At 66.8% G+C, this 19,166-nt stretch carries 18 protein-coding genes; 9 read left to right on the top strand and 9 right to left on the bottom strand.

Annotated features, from left to right (window positions below):
• Positions 1-7: 7 nt before the first annotated feature.
• The 5 genes from ACFE7D_RS02100 to ACFE7D_RS02080 all read left to right on the top strand — a co-directional run bounded on the left by ACFE7D_RS02100 (position 8) and on the right by ACFE7D_RS02080 (position 6,206).
• A complete protein-coding gene (locus ACFE7D_RS02100) occupies positions 8-838 on the top strand; it encodes an OmpA family protein (protein ID WP_375393773.1) in 831 nt (276 codons plus the stop codon).
• Positions 839-1,196: 358 nt separating this feature from the next.
• Positions 1,197-3,758 (top strand): DNA topoisomerase (ATP-hydrolyzing) subunit B, encoded by a 2,562-nt coding sequence (gene gyrB, locus ACFE7D_RS02095; RefSeq protein ID WP_375393770.1) that lies wholly within the window; start codon positions 1,197-1,199, stop codon positions 3,756-3,758.
• A gap of 116 nt (positions 3,759-3,874) precedes the next feature.
• Complete coding sequence (locus ACFE7D_RS02090; RefSeq protein ID WP_375393769.1) at positions 3,875-5,479, top strand: PAS domain S-box protein; 1,605 nt, start codon at positions 3,875-3,877, stop codon at positions 5,477-5,479.
• Between the two features lie 74 nt (positions 5,480-5,553).
• The gene (locus ACFE7D_RS02085; RefSeq protein ID WP_375393768.1) at positions 5,554-5,748 is read left to right on the top strand and encodes a hypothetical protein; all 195 of its coding nucleotides are present in this window, start codon (positions 5,554-5,556) and stop codon (positions 5,746-5,748) included.
• Positions 5,745-6,206, top strand: coding sequence for a hypothetical protein (locus tag ACFE7D_RS02080; protein WP_375393767.1), 462 nt, complete (start codon positions 5,745-5,747; stop codon positions 6,204-6,206). The genes ACFE7D_RS02085 and ACFE7D_RS02080 overlap by 4 nt, the downstream gene beginning before the upstream one ends.
• Positions 6,207-6,210: 4 nt before the next feature.
• Here the strand turns inward: ACFE7D_RS02080 and ACFE7D_RS02075 are convergent, their stop codons facing one another.
• Genes ACFE7D_RS02075 through ACFE7D_RS02060 form a run of 4 tightly spaced genes read right to left on the bottom strand, consistent with a single transcriptional unit; the run spans position 6,211 to position 9,439 of the window.
• Positions 6,211-6,972, bottom strand: coding sequence for an exonuclease domain-containing protein (locus ACFE7D_RS02075; RefSeq protein WP_375393766.1), 762 nt, complete (start codon positions 6,970-6,972; stop codon positions 6,211-6,213).
• 20 nt (positions 6,973-6,992) lie between these two features.
• Entirely contained in the window at positions 6,993-8,372 is a 1,380-nt protein-coding gene (gene pgmG, locus ACFE7D_RS02070) for a phosphoglucomutase/phosphomannomutase PgmG (RefSeq protein WP_375393765.1), read from the bottom strand.
• Positions 8,373-8,633 carry a J domain-containing protein gene (locus ACFE7D_RS02065; RefSeq protein WP_375393764.1) on the bottom strand — a complete coding sequence of 87 codons (261 nt, stop codon included), beginning with the start codon at positions 8,631-8,633 and terminating at the stop codon, positions 8,373-8,375.
• Entirely contained in the window at positions 8,630-9,439 is an 810-nt protein-coding gene (locus ACFE7D_RS02060) for a division plane positioning ATPase MipZ (RefSeq protein WP_375393763.1), read from the bottom strand. The genes ACFE7D_RS02065 and ACFE7D_RS02060 overlap by 4 nt, the downstream gene beginning before the upstream one ends.
• Before the next feature lie 80 nt (positions 9,440-9,519).
• On the opposite strand from ACFE7D_RS02060, the gene panC reads away from it, so the two are divergent.
• Positions 9,520-10,371, top strand: coding sequence for a pantoate--beta-alanine ligase (gene panC, locus ACFE7D_RS02055; RefSeq protein ID WP_375393762.1), 852 nt, complete (start codon positions 9,520-9,522; stop codon positions 10,369-10,371).
• Positions 10,372-10,440: 69 nt separating this feature from the next.
• Positions 10,441-10,737: a hypothetical protein gene (locus tag ACFE7D_RS02050; RefSeq protein WP_375393761.1), complete on the top strand. Its 297-nt coding sequence runs from the start codon at positions 10,441-10,443 to the stop codon at positions 10,735-10,737.
• Between the two features lie 136 nt (positions 10,738-10,873).
• Here the strand turns inward: ACFE7D_RS02050 and topA are convergent, their stop codons facing one another.
• The 4 genes from topA to plsY all read right to left on the bottom strand — a co-directional run bounded on the left by topA (position 10,874) and on the right by plsY (position 16,506).
• The gene (topA, locus tag ACFE7D_RS02045) at positions 10,874-13,393 is read right to left on the bottom strand and encodes a type I DNA topoisomerase (protein ID WP_375393760.1); all 2,520 of its coding nucleotides are present in this window, start codon (positions 13,391-13,393) and stop codon (positions 10,874-10,876) included.
• Between the two features lie 668 nt (positions 13,394-14,061).
• On the bottom strand, positions 14,062-14,625 hold the full coding sequence (locus ACFE7D_RS02040; protein ID WP_375393759.1) for a septation protein IspZ: 564 nt from the start codon (positions 14,623-14,625) through the stop codon (positions 14,062-14,064).
• 182 nt (positions 14,626-14,807) lie between these two features.
• A complete protein-coding gene (dprA, locus tag ACFE7D_RS02035; RefSeq protein WP_375393758.1) occupies positions 14,808-15,908 on the bottom strand; it encodes a DNA-processing protein DprA in 1,101 nt (366 codons plus the stop codon).
• Complete coding sequence (gene plsY, locus ACFE7D_RS02030) at positions 15,901-16,506, bottom strand: glycerol-3-phosphate 1-O-acyltransferase PlsY (protein WP_375393757.1); 606 nt, start codon at positions 16,504-16,506, stop codon at positions 15,901-15,903. Before plsY ends, dprA begins: the two co-directional genes overlap by 8 nt.
• Before the next feature lie 103 nt (positions 16,507-16,609).
• Between plsY and murI the strand changes: the two genes are divergently transcribed.
• The gene (gene murI, locus ACFE7D_RS02025; RefSeq protein WP_375393756.1) at positions 16,610-17,404 is read left to right on the top strand and encodes a glutamate racemase; all 795 of its coding nucleotides are present in this window, start codon (positions 16,610-16,612) and stop codon (positions 17,402-17,404) included.
• Between the two features lie 74 nt (positions 17,405-17,478).
• Positions 17,479-18,732, top strand: a complete 1,254-nt coding sequence (gene hemA / locus ACFE7D_RS02020) for a 5-aminolevulinate synthase (RefSeq protein ID WP_375393755.1) — start codon at positions 17,479-17,481, stop codon at positions 18,730-18,732.
• Between the two features lie 122 nt (positions 18,733-18,854).
• On the opposite strand, the gene ACFE7D_RS02015 is transcribed toward hemA, so the two are convergent.
• Positions 18,855-19,163, bottom strand: a complete 309-nt coding sequence (locus ACFE7D_RS02015) for a 4a-hydroxytetrahydrobiopterin dehydratase (RefSeq protein WP_375393754.1) — start codon at positions 19,161-19,163, stop codon at positions 18,855-18,857.
• Positions 19,164-19,166: the final 3 nt, after the last annotated feature.

The raw sequence follows: 19,166 nt of genomic DNA, 5'->3' as shown, positions 1-19,166 counted from the left end.
CCGGGTCATGGCGGGGGCCACGGGAGAGAAAGACATGAAGACCAAGATCATCCTGGCCGCGCTCGTCGCCGCCACCGGCGTCGCGGCGATGCCCGCGGTCGCGCAGGACCGGTTCGATTTCGGCGGCGGCCGTCCCGACGGTCCCGAATACCGGCTGTTCGGCGCGGGCGTGCCGATGCTCGATGCGCCGCTGCGCGAAACCGGCCGCGGTCGCGCGTTCGTGATGCGCAATTTCGATTTCGACCATGACGGCCGGATCGACCCGCGCGAGGCGGATGCCGCCAACCGCGCGTTCGAACGCTTCGCGGGCGATCGTCGCGATCGGTTCGATTGGGACGCGCACGATCGCGGTGATGGGCCAGGACCCGATCGCGACGGACGCGGCCCGCGCCCCGACCGTGTCGTCGTCGTCGAACAGAGCACGACCTATGATCGCGGCGCGATGCGCGGCTATGGCTTTCGCCAGACCCCGCGCGGCGCGGCGATGACGCTTTCGGGCGACGTGCTGTTCCAGACCGACAGCGACGTGCTGCGCCCCGGCGCGATCGACCGGTTGCGGCCGCTCGCCGGCTATCTGCGCGCCAATCCGGGGACGCGCGTCGCGATCGACGGCTATACCGATGCGCGTGGGTCGGACGCGCACAACCAGGCGCTGTCCGAACGCCGCGCCGCCAGCGTGCAGAGCGCGTTCGACGCGATGGGGGTGACGCGAGCGCGCTTCGCGGTGGACGGGCATGGCGAGCGCGATCCGGTCGCGTCGAATGCGACGAGCGAGGGCCAGCGACTGAACCGACGGGTCGAAGTGACCTTGCTGGGGCAGCGGGCGGACCGGTTCTAATCCTTGTCATGCCGGGCTCGTGCCGGCATCCAGGGCCGCGGGCGATGCGCCTGCGGCCCTGGATGCCGGCATGAGGCTGGCGTAACGGCGGACAGGCTGTCCTACAGGGCGCGTTTCGGCTTACCCCCACGCCATGTCCCGATCCCTCGCCCCGTCTTCGTCCAATTGCTTCCCGGTGTCATTGCGCGGGGGTGTTTCCGACGCCGACGCAGCGTGTGGTTCGTCCACTTCCGATCCCGCGACTCGAGCAAGTGGAGGCGCGATGGCAGTCCTCCACTTCCTCCACTTCCGGGTGGCGGGGGGCGACCGCGCGGCCATTTCGCTTCCGTTTCGGGCCCGTCGTGCCTATATGCTGTCCATGAACGACACACCCGAAGACGCCGGCCGGCACGCCGCGCCAGACTCCGCCGAAAACCCCAACAAGAACGATTACGGTGCCTCCTCTATCAAGGTGCTGAAGGGGCTGGACGCGGTGCGCAAACGGCCGGGCATGTATATCGGCGATACCGACGACGGGTCGGGTCTGCATCACATGGTATTCGAGGTCAGCGACAATGCGATCGACGAGGCGCTGGCGGGGCATTGCGACCGGATCGACATCCAGCTGAACGCGGACGGATCGGTCAGCGTGACCGATAACGGCCGCGGCATCCCGACCGGCATCCATCCCGAAGAGGGGGTTTCCGCGGCCGAGGTCATCATGACTCAGCTCCACGCGGGCGGGAAGTTCGAGAACACGTCCGACGACAATGCCTACAAGGTCTCGGGCGGGTTGCACGGCGTCGGCGTGTCGGTGGTCAACGCGCTCAGCGAATGGCTCGATCTGACGATCTGGCGCGACGGTGAAGAAAACTACATGCGCTTCGCGTTCGGCGACGCGGTCGCGCCCTTGAAGATCGTCGGCCCCTCGAACGGCCGCAAGGGTACGAAGGTAACGTTCTTCCCGTCGCCCGCCACGTTCAAGATCACCGAGTTCGATTTCGACAAGCTCGAGCACCGCTACCGCGAACTGGCCTTCCTGAACTCGGGCGTGCGGCTGTTCCTGACCGATGCGCGCCACGAGGACCCGAAGACGGTGGAGCTGTATTACGAGGGCGGGATCGCCGCGTTCGTCCGCTACCTCGACCGGACCAAGTCGCCCCTGTTCCCCGATCCGATCGCGATCCATGGACAGCGCGACGATGTCGGCATCGACGTCGCGCTGGAATGGAACGACAGCTATTACGAGAACGTCCTCGCCTTCACCAACAACATCCCGCAGCGCGACGGCGGCACGCATATGGCGGCGTTCCGCGCCGCGCTGACCCGGACGCTCAACAATTATGCCGAGAAGTCGGGGCTGCTCAAGAAGGAGAAGGTTACGCCGACCGGCGACGACATGCGCGAGGGGCTGACCGCGATCGTCTCGGTGAAGCTGCCCGATCCGAAATTCTCGTCGCAGACCAAGGACAAGCTGGTCTCGTCCGAAGTGCGCCAGCCGCTCGAAAGCCTGATGGCGGACAAGCTGGCGGAATGGCTCGAGGAAAACCCCGTCCATGGCCGCTCGATCGTCGGCAAGGTCATCGATGCCGCCGCGGCGCGCGAGGCTGCGAAGAAGGCGCGCGAACTGACCCGGCGCAAGGGCGCGCTGGACATCGCCTCGCTGCCCGGCAAGCTCGCCGATTGCCAGGAGAAGGATCCCGCCAAATCCGAACTGTTCCTGGTCGAGGGCGACTCCGCCGGCGGCTCGGCCAAGCAGGGCCGCGACCGGCATTTTCAGGCGATCCTGCCTCTGCGTGGCAAGATATTGAACACCGAACGCGCCCGGTTCGACCGGATGATCTCCTCGCGCGAGATCGGGACGCTCATTCAGGCGATGGGCACCGGCATCGGCCGCGACGATTTCAACGCGGACAAATTGCGCTATCACAAGATCGTCATCATGACCGACGCGGACGTCGACGGCGCGCATATCCGGACGTTGCTGCTGACGTTCTTCTATCGGCAGATGCCCGAAATCATCACGCGCGGGCATCTCTTCATCGCGCAGCCGCCGCTGTACAAGGCCACCAGGGGCCGGTCCGAGGTTTATCTGAAGGATGATGCCGCACTCGACGAATATCTGGTCGATGCGGGGGTCGGGGCGATGGTGCTCGAGACGAGCGGCGGGGCGCGGTCTGGTCCCGACCTCAAGAGCCTGATCGACCATGCCCGGCGGATGCGTTCGGTGATGCGATATGTGCCGCGACGTTACGACGCGTCGATCATCGAGGTACTGGCGCTCGGCGGCGCGCTCGATCCGGTCCTGACGCGCGACCAGCGCGCGGCGACGGTGTCGGAGGTCACGCGCCGGCTCGACGCGGGCGATGTCGGCGAAGCGGGCGATGCGCGCTGGTCGGCGCGGCTGACCGAGGATGGCGGCGTCCATTTCGAACGGCTGTGGCGCGGCGTGACCGATCACCATATCGTCGAGGCGACGTTCCTGGGCTCGGCGGAGGCGCGCAAGCTGCATACGCTGGCGGCGGAACAGGCGGCGAGTTTCGAACATGCTGCCAAGCTGGTGCCGATGCGCGGGGCGGCCGCGCAGGAGGAGACGCCGGCGGATGCGAACGACGCGCCGATGACCGACGAGCAGGGCGCGACGACGACGCTGGCACGCGGCCAGACCCGCGTCGCGCGGCCGAGCCAGCTGCTCGACGCGATCCTGATCGCCGGCCGCAAGGGCCTTTCGATCCAGCGCTATAAAGGACTAGGCGAGATGAATGCGGAACAGCTCTGGGAAACCACGCTCGACCCCGCGGTCCGCACGATGCTGCGCGTGACCGCCGAGGAGACCGCGGCCGCAGACGACGTATTCTCGCGCCTGATGGGCGAAGTCGTTGAACCGAGGCGAGAATTTATCCAGGAAAACGCGCTGAACGTGGCGAACCTGGACGTTTGACGTCTATCGCTTCTGGGCGAAGGCACCGTATCGCATAACGGTTCGCCGGGAACAGGCGATAACCGTGCGTCGGCAACGCGTCGTTTACGAACCTCGGCTAGACAGGCCCAATGGGAATGGAAAGCCTCATTCGGGCGGCGGACGCCGGACGGCATGACGTCTGCGCGTTCCAGATGCTCGATCTGCTGCCGGGGATCGTCTCCTACGTTACGCCGGACCTCGTGTGCCGGTATGCCAATGCACGTCACCGCGAATGGTTCGGGCGGTCCGTGGCGGATATCGTCGGGCGGCCATTATCCACGCTGATCGCACCGAAGACATGGCCGATGATCGAGGTCCGGCTCACCCGGGCCCTGGCAGGCGAGCGAATCGATTTCGAGGAAACGGTGGATGTCGGCACCGGCCAGACGATGGTGCAGGGCAGCTACATTCCCGATCGCGGCGGCGACGGGCAAATTCGCGGCGTCGTCAGCATGGTGTCGTTGCCCGGCGTGCGAAAGGATTTGCGCGCCCGGCTCGCCGAAAGCCAGGCGCTGTTCGATACCGCGTTCGGCACGGCACCGATCGGCATGACGCTGATAACGCCACAAGGTCGCCTCCATCGGCTGAACCTGGCCATGGCGACGATGCTGGGACACGACGAGGCCGATCTGATCGGCCGTCACTTCGCCGATCTGACGCATCCCGACGATGTCGCGGTCAGCCTGGCGCAGTTCGACTCGGCGATGATCGACCGGACCGGCGGATATCGACTGGAAAAACGCTATCGTCACGCCGACGGCGGCACCGTACACGTCAGGCTGGCGGTATGGATCGTGCGCGATGCCGATGGCCGGCCGCTGCATTGCCTGACGCAGGTGGACGATATCAGCGATCGCCACCGTGCCGAACGCGCACTTCGCGATCGTAACGCGACATTGTCGCGGGCGATGGACGCCATCAGCGGCGGCTATTGGCGGATCGATACCGGCACGGGTTGCTTCGCTCTTTCGACGCAGCTGGCCGCCTATGTCGGCGTGTCTCCGGACGCATCGCTCGCCGATTATATCGAACGCATCCTGCCCGAGGACCACGCCCAGACTGACCTGTCGACACTGTTGCTGCCGGGTAGCGAACGATCGTCGGGGGAATATCGGATCAGGACCGCTCGGGGTCTTCGCTGGGTCCGAAGCGACCGTACCGTCGTGTATGGGCCGGCGGGGGAACTGCGCGAGATCGTCGGCGTCATCGCCGATGTGACCGATCAGCGCGAGCGGCTGGCCCGTGCGGAAGCGAACGCCATCACCGATCCGCTGACCGGTGCACTGAACCGGCGCGGGTTGCCGCGGCGGTTCGCACCCGGCAGCCATGCGTTGCTGGGCGTCGCGGTGATCGACCTCGACGGCTTCAAGGCGATCAACGATCGTCATGGCCATGCGGTCGGCGACGCGGTGCTGGTCGAGGTGGTGCGCCGGCTGAAGGGCTTGGGCAAGGGCCGCGTCGTCCGGCTGGGCGGCGACGAATTCGCGCTGATCGCCGAACGCGCCGATGACGCCGCGATCGTGCTGATCCGGCGCCGGATCGAACGCGCGATGGCGCGGCCGTTCGTCGCCGCCGGGTTGACGCTGACGATCAGCGCGAGCGTCGGCGTCGCCTCGACGGTGGACGGGTCGATCGACGTCGACGCGCTGATCCGGGTTGCCGACGGCCATGTCTACCGCGCCAAGCGCCGGACCGGCTGATCGCCGCCGCCAGTGCTGGCGATCCGTCGACCGGCGTGCGACGGGTTGCCGATAGACCCATCGGGAGACGATCGATGATCCGCCACGCCCTGTTCGCCACGCTTGCGATCGTGACCGCGGGTGGGCTTGCCGCGCAGATCCCTCGGACCGATGCCGGTGCCGCGACCGCGACCGCGACTGCGACCGCGCTCGCCGACCCGGCGCGTGCCGATCAGGCGACCGACGACGATCGTCGAATGGCCGCGCAGGCGCTGGCGTTTCGGGGGTGAAGCCGGGCGATCGTTCGGCGAAGGCGCTACCTGATACGCTGCTGAAATGGAAACGCGCGAATGTCGGCTATGTCGCCAATCCGACCAATCTGCCAAGCGCGTCGGTGCCTGTCGACCTGTTCTGGACGGTCGAGAATTATCACGACATTCCGCGCAACGGCACCGGCGAACCCGCGCTGCGCGCGTTCGACGGTGCGGTGTTCAGGATGCTGAAATCGGGCGGGACGTATCTGGTGGTCGATCATGCCGATGTGCCCGGCACCGCGCTGGCAGGCACGCAGGACAAGCATAGGATCGATCCCGACTTCGTGAAGCGTCAGATCCAGTCGGTCGGCTTCCGCTTCGTCGGCGCATCGCCCGCGCTGCGCAACCCGGCGGACGATCACGGCAAATCGGTGTTCGATCCATCGATCCGCGGACACACTGACCAGTTCATCTATAAATTCCGCAAACCATAGGCCGTCAGAGCAGCAGTTCCTGCGCAGTCGCCCGGCCGACCGGGCTGCCGTCGCGGCGGCGGTCCATCTCCGCCTGCGCGGTAAAGCGGACATCGGGGTCGCGATCGGTCAGGAACCCCATCAGCGATTCATGCCCGATCTCGCGCCAGTCCTTGCCGCGATCGGGACCATAGCGGACGCGGGGCAGCAGTCCGGGGGTACGCGACCAGTCGATCAGCTGCGCGACACTCGCCTCGTTCAGCATATCGCGCAGGTGGAACGCCGTGACATAGGCATCCGGAAAGGCCCGGTGCGCGGGCAGCCCGCGCTCATGATCCAAGCCCGCCGGGTCGCGCCAATAGCGAAGCACCTGGTTCGAAAAGCTCGGCGAGTCGGGCCAGAGCCGAAGCGCGCACTTCCAGGTGCAGATCCATTCCGCACCGTGAGTGAGCGTCGGACTGCAGAATTGCTGCTCGAATTCCGCACGATGCGCCGCCAGCGCGATGCGGCGCGGATAGGGATCGAGCACCGGCCGCGCGACGTCGTGCCACCAGCGCGCGTCGGCTACATCCTCGTCGCGGATATGATGGATCGCCATGGTCACCGGCGGAATCCGCCGGCCGGGATTGACGAGGATGTTGCCGCCCTCGCCGTGCAGTTCCCAGCGCCCGTTCGTGCCGAGAGCGACGTCCTGCCAGCCGATTTCGCACACGCCGTGCGCGGGGGGTGCGCTTCCCGTGGTTTCGAGGTCGATGACGCGGACGATCTGGAGTTGCGGCGGTGGCATGGGGGGTTATGTGGGCATCGTCAGCTGAAAAGCGAGCCGATCGGCACGACTCCGCTCGCGATCAGGTGCGCATCGATCGCCGCGACCAGTCGCGCCAACCCCGCATCGTCGTCCGCCTCGGCCCGGATCGTCAGCGCCGCCTCCGTATTCGACGCGCGCAGCAGCCACCAGCCATCGGGTGTCGTCACCCGCGCGCCGTCCGTCGGGTTGAGATCCGCGCCCGCTGCCGTCAGCCGCTCGAGCACCTCGCCGACGATTGCGATCTTGCGCGCCTCGTCCACCGGCAGCCGCCGCTCGGGCAGATCGACGACCGCTGGCATCGCAGTCTTCAGTTGGGCCAGCGACCGCCCCGATTCATGGATAGCCCGGATCAGCCGCACGGCGGCATAGGCCGCGTCGTCATAGCCATAATAATCGTCCGCGAAGAAGATGTGCCCCGACATCTCGCCCGCCAACGGCGCGCCCGTTTGCGCCATTTCGGACTTGATGACGCTGTGCCCGGTGCGGGTCATGACCGGCTTGCCGCCGAGTTCCGCGATCCGTTCGAACAAATGCCGGCTGGCCTTGACATCCGCGATCACGGTGGCACGGGGATGCGCGCGAAGTACCGGTTCGGCCAGCACCGCCAGGATCTGGTCGCCCCACACGACGCGGCCCAGCGCGTCCACCGCGCCGATCCGGTCGCCGTCGCCGTCGAAGGCCAGTCCGAAATCGAGCCGTTTTTCCGCGACCAGGCGTTTCAGGTCGCTAAGGTTCGCTTCCACGCTGGGATCGGGATGATGATTGGGAAAATTGCCATCGACCTGGGTGAAGAGCAGGTGATGCTCACCCGGCAACAGCTTTACCAGCTGCTCGATGACCGGGCCGGCCGCGCCGTTGCCGCAGTCCCAGCCGATCCGGTACGCGCCGATCGCTCCCTCGGCGAGGCGCGCGACGTAGCTGCCGAGGACATCGGTCTCCGCAACGCTGCCGGCACCCTCGGTCCAGTCGCCCGTGGCGGCCAGTGCCGCAATGTCCTGGATATCGTCACCGAAGAACGCGCGATGCTGAAGCACCATCTTGAAGCCGTTGTGGTCGCCGGGATTATGGCTGCCGGTTACTTGTACCGCACCATCCACCTCTAGCGTGGCCTCGGCGAAATACAGCATCGGGCTCGGGCCCAGGCCGATCCGGACGACATCGACGCCGCCCGCGCGCAATCCCGCCACCAGAGCCGCCTCCAGCATTGGCGAGGACAGCCGCCCGTCATAGCCGACCGCGACCCGCGTGCCGCCTAAGCGCCGGACCCGCGTTGCGAAACCGCGGCCCAGTGCGTGGGCATCCGTCTCGCCGAGGGTCCGACCGACCACGCCGCGAATATCATATTCGCGCAGGATGCCGGGGTGAAAGACGTGGGCCACCTAACGCGGGCGCGTCAGCAGGACGTCGCGCGCCGCATTCACCCGCCGCGCCAGCTCCGCCGAACCCCCGCGATCGGGATGAACGCCCGCAACCAGCCGGCGATGCGCTGCGCGGATAGCATCTTCATCCGCGTCGGGTCCGACGCCAAGGACTGCGCGCGCCTCGGCATCGTTCGGTACCGCGACACCCGGCTTGGCAGCGGGACGCTTGAACCAGGTCCACGCCGCCCAGATGAGGACGAGCGCGACGATGTATTTCAAGCTGCTACCCCCGGTAGCCCGGGCTGTTGGTTCCGTTCGGGCAGTTGCAATGCCGCCATCATCTCGCGCAGCTCCTGCCGCGCGGCGACATGCGACAGGCCCATCGAGCCGAACGCCTTGGAGTCGATCATCGTCAGTCCGCTTGGAAATAGCTCGCGATAGATCACGCGCTCGCCGAGTCCCGGAATGACACGGAATCCGACCCGCTTCGACAGCTGCGCCAGCGCATCTGATACCCGTCGCATGTTGCGCGCCTCGACATATTGCAGGCGGTTGCGAAGCACGACCCAGTCGATCGTCGTCCCGTCATGCCGCGCGCGCTGCTTGCGCGCATCCCAGATCAGTTCGGAATAGAAGCTGGGGCGGGTCACCTGGAACGTCTCGGGATGAACCTGCCCGATCAGGTCGAAGTCGACGAAGCTGTCGTTCATCGGCGTGACCAGCGTGTCCGACAGGGTTGCGGCGGTGCGTGCGAAGGGATCGTCGCGGCCCGGCGTATCGACGACGAGATAGTCTGCATCCTGGAGCAGTTCGGCCCATAAGGTCTCGAACTGCGCTTCGGTCTGGCGGTCGAGCGTCGCGTGGAAGGGCATTGGCAAGTCCGAGCCCGTGCGCTCGATCGTCGCGGTACGGTTGTCGAGATAGCGCCCGACCGTGCGTTGGCGGTGGTCGAGATCGAGCACCGCGACGCGCGCGCCCTTCGCGGCCAGCGCGATCGCGACATGGACCGCGGTGGTCGATTTGCCCGTTCCGCCCTTTTCGTTGGCGAATACGATGACGTGGGTATTCTCTGGCCCCTGGGGCAAAGCCTCGCATCCCTTGTTGATCGGCGGAAGCGTCGATCATAGAAGCCGACGCCTCGGGTAACGAGGGGTAAAATCACGTCATGGATATCGTTCGGGAACTTGCCACCTTGCGCACCGCGGTTGCGACGCTGCGCAGCGACGGCGCGAGCGTCGCGCTGGTTCCCACGATGGGTGCACTGCACGCCGGTCATGTTGCGCTGGTCGAGGCGGCGAAGCGACCCGGCACCAAAGTCGTGGCATCGATCTTCGTGAACCCGAGGCAGTTCGGTGCGAACGAGGATCTGTCGCACTATCCCCGGCGCGAGATGGCGGACTTGAAAATGCTGACCGAGACGGGTTGCGACCTCGTCTGGCTGCCCCCGGTCGAGGCGATGTATCCGCAGGGCTTCGCGACCAATATCGGCGTGACGGGGGTCAGCGACGGCTTCGACGGGGCCGCGCGACCCGGCCATTTCGACGGGGTCGCGACCGTCGTCGCCAAGCTGTTCAACCAGGTCGCCCCCGACCACGCCTATTTCGGGGAGAAGGATTTCCAGCAGCTCGCGGTCGTTCGCCGGATGGTCCTGGACCTCGACTTCGCGGTTCAGATCGTCGGCGTGCCGACGCAGCGCGACGATGACGGCCTCGCGCTGTCGTCGCGCAACATCTATCTCGACGAGGACGAGCGGACGAAAGCCGTGGCTCTGCCGCGTGCACTCGGCGTGGCGGCGCGCGGTATCGCTCGCGGCGACGATCCCGCGGATGCCGTCGCTGCGGCGCATGCCGCGTTGATCGCCGCCGGGTTTGCGGTCGACTATCTGGCGCTTGCGGATGCCGAAACGCTGGCCGCGGAACCGGCCGCCGATCGGCCGCGCAGGCTGCTCGTTGCCGCCCGGATCGGTACCACGCGCCTCATCGACAACATCGCGATCGAGCCACCCGAACAGGGTTAGCACGCGTTAACCATCTGGTGACGCGAATCGGTGCAAGCTTCCTTCAGGGCCAAAAAGGGGGCTTTCACGATGGGCAATGCAATGAAGAGCGCGCAGTTTCTGATCGACAGCCGGATCGCCGATGCGGCGTGCGGCAACAGCGATGCGCTGTACGATCTGGGGGTCTGTTATTCGACGGGCACGCGCGGAGTCGCGATCGACCTGATCGAGGCACATAAATGGTTCAACTTGGCGGCAGTCGGCGGCATCGACGCGGCGCAGGATGCGCGCGCCGACGTGGCCGAAGACATGACCGCGCGCGAGATCGCCACCGCGCAGGCCGCCGCTCGCGCGTGGCTCGGCACGACTCGCGCCCGCGCCGCCTGATTTCCCGCCCCCGGTCCGGAATACCGGTTGTTCCCCCGCGAACGCGGGGGCCCAGGGGCCACAAGCGGTAACCTGTGCGACCCCGGGCTGCTGCTTTCGCAGGAGAACGTCTGAACATTCCAGTTCGCTCAGGCGGCTATTCCTTCAGTTTTTTGACGACCTTCCTAGCCGGTGCCTTTTTCGGTGCCGCTTTCTTCCCCTTCTTGACCGGTGCCGCAGCCGCGCGCACGTCGATCAGCGAAGCAGCTTCCTCCAATGTCAGCCGATGCGCCTCGATCGACTTGGGCAGCGTGGCGTTCGTCTCGCCGTCGGTGACGTAAGCGCCGTAACGCCCCTCCATCAGCTTGATCTCCGCCTCGGTGCGCGGATGCTTGCCGAGTTCGCGTAAGGGTGCGCGCGGCGCGCCCCGTGCCGGTCGCCCGCCATTCGCCGCTGCCTCCGCCAGCTTCACGACTGCGGCGTTCATCCCCGTCTCGAACACTTCGGCGGTGGAGGCCAGCCGCGCATATTTGCCGTCGTGCACCAGATAGGGGCCGTAGCGACCGATCGCCGCGGTGATCGGGTTGCCGCTTTCCGGATGGTTCCCGATCGTCCGCGGCAGCGCGAGCAGCTTGAGTGCGATCTCCAGATCGAGTTCGACGTCCTTCGGGATAGAGGCGCGCTTCGCCTCCGTGCCTTCGCCCAGCTGGATATAGGGCCCGAACCGCCCCGCCTTGCGCTCCACGGGCAGCCCGGTCTCGGGATCGTTGCCCAATGTCTCCGGCCCGGTATCCTCGTCCGCCGCCCCGCCTTGCGCGAAGCGGCGGGTGAATTTGCAGTCCGGGTAGTTCGAACACGCCACGAACGCGCCGAACTTGCCGCCACGCAGCGCGAGGCGCCCCTCGCCGCAATTCGGGCAGAGCCGCGGATCGCCGCCGTCCGCCCTGGCGGGAAACAGATAGCTTTCGAGGAAGATGTCCAGTTCGGCGGTGATCGCCGACGGCTGCTGCTCCATCACTTCGGTCGTGCGCGGCTTGAAGTCCCGCCAGAACGCCTCCAGCACCGCCTGCCACTGCGCGCGACCGCCCGATACGTCGTCCAGCTCGTCCTCGAGTCCCGCGGTGAAATCGTAGGAGACGTATTTCTCGAAGAAGCGTTCGAGGAACGCGGTCAGCAGTCGGCCGGTCTCCTCCGCGAAGAAACGGTTCTTCTCCAGCCGGACATAGCCGCGGTCCTTCAGCACGTCGATCGTCGAGGCATAGGTCGAGGGCCGCCCGATCCCCAGTTCCTCCAGCCGCTTGATGAGGCTGGCGTCGGAGAAGCGCGGCGGCGGCTGGGTGAAATGCTGTTCCGCCTCGACCGATTTCTTCGCGGGCGCATCGCCTTCGCGCATCCGCGGCAAGCGGCGCGAGTCTTCATCCGCCGAATCGTCGCTGCCTTCCTCGTATAGTGCCAGATAGCCCGGAAAGAGCACCACCTGCCCGGTCGCGCGCAGCACGTGTCGCCCGGTGCCCTCCGCCAGTTCGACGACGGTGCGCTCCATCCGCGCCGACGCCATCTGGCTGGCCAGCGCGCGCTTGAAGATCAGGTCGTACAGCCGCGCATGATCGCCGCCGCCGACCTTGTCCTTGGAAAAGTCGGTGGGCCGGATCGCCTCATGCGCTTCCTGCGCGTTCTTCGCCTTGGTCTGATATTGCCGCGGCTTGTCGGGGACATAGCTCGCGTCATAGCGGTTCGCGACGGCGAGGCGCGCGGCGGAGATGGCGGACGAATCCATCTGCACGCCGTCGGTGCGCATGTAGGTGATCGCGCCGTCCTCGTAGAGGCCTTGCGCGATCCGCATCGTGTGGCTGGCGGAGAAGCCGAGCTTGCGCGCCGCCTCCTGCTGCAAGGTCGATGTCGTGAAGGGTGGCGGCGGGTTGCGTGTCGCGGGCTTGGTCTCGACGCTCTGGACCGAGAAGCGCCCCTCCTCGACCGCCGTCTTCGCCGCCATCGCATCGCCCTCGCCGCCGATCGACAGCCGCTCGAGCTTCTTGCCGTCCCACTGCACCAGCCGTGCGGTGAAGGGCGTACCGTCCTGTTCCAGGTTCGCGATCACCGACCAATATTCCTGGGCGCGGAATTCCTCGATCTCGCGCTCGCGCTGGACGACGAGGCGCAGCGCGACGGACTGGACGCGGCCCGCGGACTTCGCGCCCGGCAGCTTGCGCCACAAGACCGGCGACAGCGTGAAGCCGACCAGGTAATCGAGCGCCCGGCGGGCGCGGTACGCGTCGATCAGGTCGGTATCCAGCTCGCGCGGATGCTTCATCGCCTCGGTCACCGTCGCCTTGGTGATCGCGTTGAAGGTGACGCGCTCGACTTCCCTGGGCAGCGCCTTGCGCAGCCGCAGGACCTCCTGCACGTGCCAGCTGATCGCCTCGCCCTCGCGGTCCGGATCGGTCGCCAGGATCAGGCGGTCGGCGGTCTTCGCCAGATCGGTGATCGCCTTCAGCTGCTTCGATTTGTCAGCATAATTCTCCCAATCCATCGCGAAGCCCTCGTCTGGCTTCACCGACCCGTCCTTTGCCGGCAGGTCGCGGACATGGCCGTAGGAGGCGAGCACGCGGTAATCGCTGCCCAGATATTTCTCGATGGTTTTCGCCTTGGCGGGCGATTCGACGATGACAAGCTGCATGGGGTTCGAGGCGTCCTTACGTGTACGCGCGAGGGTGGGGTGGGGTTTTCGGGGCGTCAAGCGGGGTGGGGCGCGACGGGCGTTCGCCATAACGAAGGCTCGGAAGTGGACGAAGTGGACGCCACGTGCCCATCGGAATCGGGGGTGTCGAATTCGAAAAGCGTTTGAACAGCCACGATACCGGTCGATAACGATCCCCACCCCGGCGAAGGCCGGGGCCCAGTTGCAAAGGTCACGGTAACGGAGTGCATCGCGCCGCCACGATCGTCCCGCAACTGGGCCCCGGCCTTCGCCGGGGTGGGGCGTGGATCGAGTCGGACAAGCGCCATCGGAAGTGGAGGAAGTGGAGGTGTGCCATTCGACTTTCCACATCGTGCGAAAAGAAGGACTTACGCCGTTCGAGCAAGTCCCGGACGTTCCCCCGCGAAAGCGGGGGCCCAGGGGCCACAAGCGATGTGCTGTGTAACCCCACGCTCGCGTTAGCGGGAGAACGGGCAGTTGGATGATCGACCTGGGCTCGCATGATACGGGCATGGCATTGCAGGGGGTTTGTAGGACAGCGCAAATGGCTGCTTGCGCCCAATTTCCGGCCGATGCCGGGCTCATCGGCGACGCCCGGTAGCAGTCGTTCGACGGGTCATTCCGGCATCGGCCCCTCTCGATCGATTCTATTCCGCTGGCGATCTGGCTGCCTCAGCATGGCGGAGGATGGCGATGATTTTCCGCCGAACGATTGCCCGGCCGGCAAGATATTGGCTCCCCAGCAGGGCCAGCTTAGAGGTGGGTGCCCAGACACCCATAACGAGTGCGACGACGCGCGCAGGCTCCGTCCGGATGAGTATCAGGCTCAGCATGCCGGTCCCGACAAGAAGCGCCGACCACATGTACCCGAAGCCGACGATCATGCGAACTGACAGGTATTTTCCTGCGATGGCAGGAAGATAGCGAAGCAGCCAGCCGGATCGCAGCATGGCGACGCCGATTACCAGATAGATGATGCTCGCCTTGTACAGCACGTAGCGAGGGTTGCCCGTCACTAGGGATATGCCGCCCACTATGATGACGAGGACCAGACTCGCCCACTGAATCGGCGGCACGGCCCGTCCGCTCGCTAAAGCCCAAGCGAGTTGGGCGACGCCCAAGGCAGCGGCAAGAATGGTCGCCATCCCCACGTTGCCGGTAGCAGCATAGGCTGCGTAGAAGCAGAACGTCGCCATCAGGTCGGCGACCAACGGTCGAATGACGTGTAGGACCGCGACAAGCTCCAGCGCGCGCGCAGCGGACCTATCGTTGCGAAGTAGGGCAAGATCGTCGTCGATTACCGCTGATCTCCTCTCACAGAAGCCCGGCCAGTTTTAGCAAAGCAGCGTCCAAAAGCCGACTGTCTTCTTGCCACCAAACTCAGACATCGCTGCTATTCCAAACTGACCCGCCCACCCGCATGCCGCGTCAGTCGGCCGGCAAGTTCCAGTTCCAGCAACACAATCTGCAAGATCGCGGGCGATAGACCCGATTGGCGGATCAGCTCGTCGACGCCGCAGGGCACCGGCCCGAGCAGCGCGACGATACGGCGGCGGTCGGCATCACTCGCGTCCTCGGGCGGTGGCCCTTCGAAGCGGGCACCCGGCGATCGCACCGCGCGCGCGTCGATCGGGCGGACCTGTTCCAGGATGTCCGCCGCCGACTGCACCAGCGTCGCGCCCTCGCGGATCAGCATGTTGCCGCCCTGCGCGCGCGGATCGAGCGGGCTGCCGGGGACCGCCATCACCTCGCGCCCCATCTCGCCCGCCAGCCGCGCGGTGATGAGCGAGCCCGATTTCTGCACCGCCTCGACGACCACGGTGCCGAGCGACAGCCCGGCGATGATCCGGTTGCGGTACGGGAAATGCCGCGCACGCGGTTCGATGCCGGGCGGTTGCTCGGCGACCAGCAATCCCCGCGTCGCCACCATGTCCTGCAGATCGGCATTGTCGGGCGGGTAGGCGATGTCGATCCCACTGGCGATCACGCCGATCGTCGCGCCGGGGCGTTCGGAGGTGCCGACCGACCCCTGATGCGCCGCGGTGTCGATCCCGCGCGCCAGCCCCGACACCACGCTCGCGCCGCCGGCCACCAGATCATGCGCGATCTCGCGCGCGAAGCGGCACGCGGCGGCGGAGGCGTTGCGCGCGCCGACCAGCGCGATGCAGGGGCGGTCGTTCGCCAGCGCGATGTCGCCGCGGACGATCAACGCGGGTGGCGCGTTCTCGATCTCGGCCAGCAGCACGGGATAATCGGCGTCGTCGAGAAACAGATATCGCGCACCGGCGCGCCCCGTCGCCGCCATCTCGCGCGCGATCGCCCGTTCGTCCGGCACGACCGGCGACCGTCCACCGCCGCCGCGCGCCGCCAGCATCGGCAGCGCGTCGATCGCCGCGTCCGCGCTGCCGAACCGGGCGAGCAATTGCCGATAGGTGACCGGCCCGACCCCCGTCGTCCGGATCAGACGGAGCCGCGCGACCGCGGCGTCAGCCACGCGTGCGCCCGATGCGGGGTTCCGTGCCCGCCAGCAGGCGTTCGAGATTGGGCCCGTGCTTCCAAACCACCAGCAGCGCCAGCGCGATCAGGAGCAGCACCATATCGAACCGCCCGAGCAACGCGGCGCTGACCGGCGTGCTCGCCGCCGCGACCATCCCCGCCAGCGACGAGATCCGGAGTGCCGCCAGCAGCGCCAGCCACATCAGCGCATAGACGAGCCCGATCGGCCAATAGAGCGCAAGCGCGATTCCCAGCAGCGTCGCCACCCCCTTGCCGCCGCGAAAGCGAAGCCAGACCGGATAGCAATGCCCGAGAAACGCGCCCGCCGCTCCGAGCATCTCGTCGCCAGCGAACAGCCGCGCGACCAGCAACACCGCGACCAGCCCCTTCAGCATGTCGAGCAGCAAGGTCGCCGCCGCCAGCCCCTTGCGACCGGTGCGAAGCACGTTGGTCGCGCCGATATTGCCCGATCCGATCGTCCGAAGATCACCCGCGCCTGCCAGCCGCGTCAGGATCACGCCGAACGGGATCGCGCCGAGCAGATAGCCGAGCGCGAGCGCCATCGCCGGTGCGGTCCACAGGATTTCGGTATGCAAGCTTTGCCCCCCCCCGGTTCTCCTCCTTAGCGGTTCCGTTGCGCAAACCCAACAACCTCGATCAGCGCCTTGCCGCGCCGGGCGATCGGGCTATGCGGGCCGTATGACGGACGACCGCCCGATCCTGTTCTTCGACTCCGGCGTTGGCGGCCTGTCGGTCGTCGCGCCGACGCGTGCGCTGCTGCCCGCGGCGCGGTTCGTCTATGCGGCCGACTCGGCGGGGTTTCCCTACGGCACGCGAAGCGAGGCCGAGATCGCGGCGCGCGTGCCGGCTTTGCTCGGGCGGCTGGTCGAGCGATACCGGCCGCGGCTGGTCGTGATCGCGTGCAACACCGCGTCCACGATTGCGCTGCCGGTGGTCCGCGCGGCGCTCGACGTGCCGGTCGTGGGCACGGTGCCCGCGATCAGGCCCGCCGCGGCTGTGTCCGTCACGCGGGTCATCGGCGTGCTGGGCACCGATGCGACGGTGCGGCAGGCCTATGTCGACGATCTCGCCGCGCGGTTCGCCGCGGATTGCGTGGTGTTGCGCCACGGCTCCGCCGCGCTGGTCGGGATGGCGGAGGCCGCGCTGCACGGACACCCCGTCGATCCCGCCGCCTATGCCGCGGTATTGGCGGGATTGTTCGATCAGCCGGGGGGCGACCGGATCGACGTGATCGTCAACGCCTGCACGCATTTCCCGCTGGTCGAAGCCGCGCTTGCCGCCGCCGCGCCGGCGGGCGTCCGCTTCGTCGACGGATCGGCGGGGATCGCGCGGCGGATCGCTGCACTGACGGCCGGACAGGATTGGTCCGAGCCCGAGCCGGGCGTCGCGGTCTTCACCCGGCTCGGTCCGGACGAGGCGGCGCTGGCACCCGCGTTCGCGGCGCGCGGGTTCGCTCGGATCGAGGCGCTGTGATCGACCCGGTCCGATCGCGACGATGGATATAAATGCACTGGAAAAATACCGGGTCGCCGCGTAAACGACGACTTATGAGCGACGGCGCGCCTTCCGAACATTCCGGCGTGCGCGTGGACTATTCCCGCGTTTTCACCCAGGCGATCGACCGGCTGCACGCGGAGGGGCGCTACCGGGTCTTCATCGACATCCTGCGCAACAAGGGCTCGTTCCCCAACGCACGCTGTTTCGCGGGGCATAACGGGCCGAAGCCGATCACGGTGTGGTGTTCGAACGACTATCTCGCGATGGCCCAGCATCCCAAGGTGATCGCGGCGATGGAGGAGGCACTGCACGATGTCGGCGCAGGCTCGGGCGGCACGCGCAACATCGGCGGCAACACGCATTATCATGTCGATCTGGAGGCCGAACTGGCCGACCTGCACGACAAGGAAGCGGCATTGCTGTTCACCAGCGGCTATGTCTCGAACGAGGCGACGCTGGCGACGATCGCGAAGATCCTGCCCGGCTGCATCATCTTTTCCGACGAGCTGAACCATGCGTCGATGATCGCGGGCATCCGCCACTCGGGCTGCGAGAAGCGGGTGTTCCGCCACAACGACCTGGCGCATCTCGAATCGCTGCTGGCGGAGGCCGATCCCGCCGCGCCAAAGCTGATCGCGTTCGAGAGCGTCTATTCGATGGAGGCCGATGTCGCGCCGATCGCCGCGATCTGTGATCTGGCGGACCGGTACAATGCGCTGACCTATCTCGACGAGGTCCATGCGGTCGGCATGTACGGCGTGCGCGGCGGCGGCATTTCCGAACGCGACGACGTCGCCGGGCGGCTGACGATCATCGAGGGGACGCTCGGGAAGGCGTTCGGCGTGATGGGCGGTTACATCGCCGCCAGCCGGACGATCATCGACGTGATCCGCAGCTATGCGCCGGGCTTCATCTTCACGACCTCGCTGTCGCCGGTGCTGGTCGCGGGCGTGCTGGCGAGCGTGCGGCACCTGAAGCAGTCGAGCGTCGAGCGCGAGGAACAGCAGGCGTCCGCGACGGTGCTGAAGGCGATGCTGTCCGAGGCTGGCCTGCCGGTGATGCTGGGCGAGACGCATATCGTGCCGGTCATGGTCGGCGATCCCGTCAAGGCGAAGAAGATCAGCGACATCCTGCTCGCCGAATACGGCGTGTACGTGCAGCCGATCAATTACCCCACCGTGCCGCGCGGGACCGAGCGGCTGCGCTTCACGCCGGGCCCGACGCATACGCCCGCGATGATGCGCGAGCTTACCGACGCGCTGGTCGAGATCTGGGGCCGTCTGGCGCTTCGCAAGGCGGCCTGACGGCCTGACCGTTGCGGTAGGGATTAAGCCGTCACGACCGGAACACCCACTTCGTCATGCCGGACAAGCCCGGGGTGACGGCGTTCATTGCTCGCACAGGCTGACGACCATTCGTCGCGACCCTAATCCTCGCCCAATATGGCGTCGATCGCCTCGGCCATCTCGATATCGCGGCCAGACAGGCCGCCGGCATCGTGGGTCGTCAGCAGCACCGCCACCCGGTTGTAGACGTTGGTCCATTCGGGATGATGGTCCGCCTTCTCCGCGATCAGCGCGACCTGCGTCATGAACCCGAATGCCTCGACGAAATCGGAAAACACGATCGACCGCGTGATCGCGTCGCGCGCCTCGTCATAATCCCATTCGGGCAGGCCATCGAGCGCATCCGCGCGTTCGGCATCGCTCAGCGGTTCCAGGGCGGGCGTGGTCATGGC

The sequence above is a fragment of the uncultured Sphingomonas sp. genome (assembly GCF_964244235.1).
Taxonomy (GTDB): Bacteria; Pseudomonadota; Alphaproteobacteria; order Sphingomonadales; family Sphingomonadaceae; genus Sphingomonas.
Note: the sequence above shows the minus strand (reverse complement) of the source record. Positions and strands in the feature narration are given on the sequence as shown.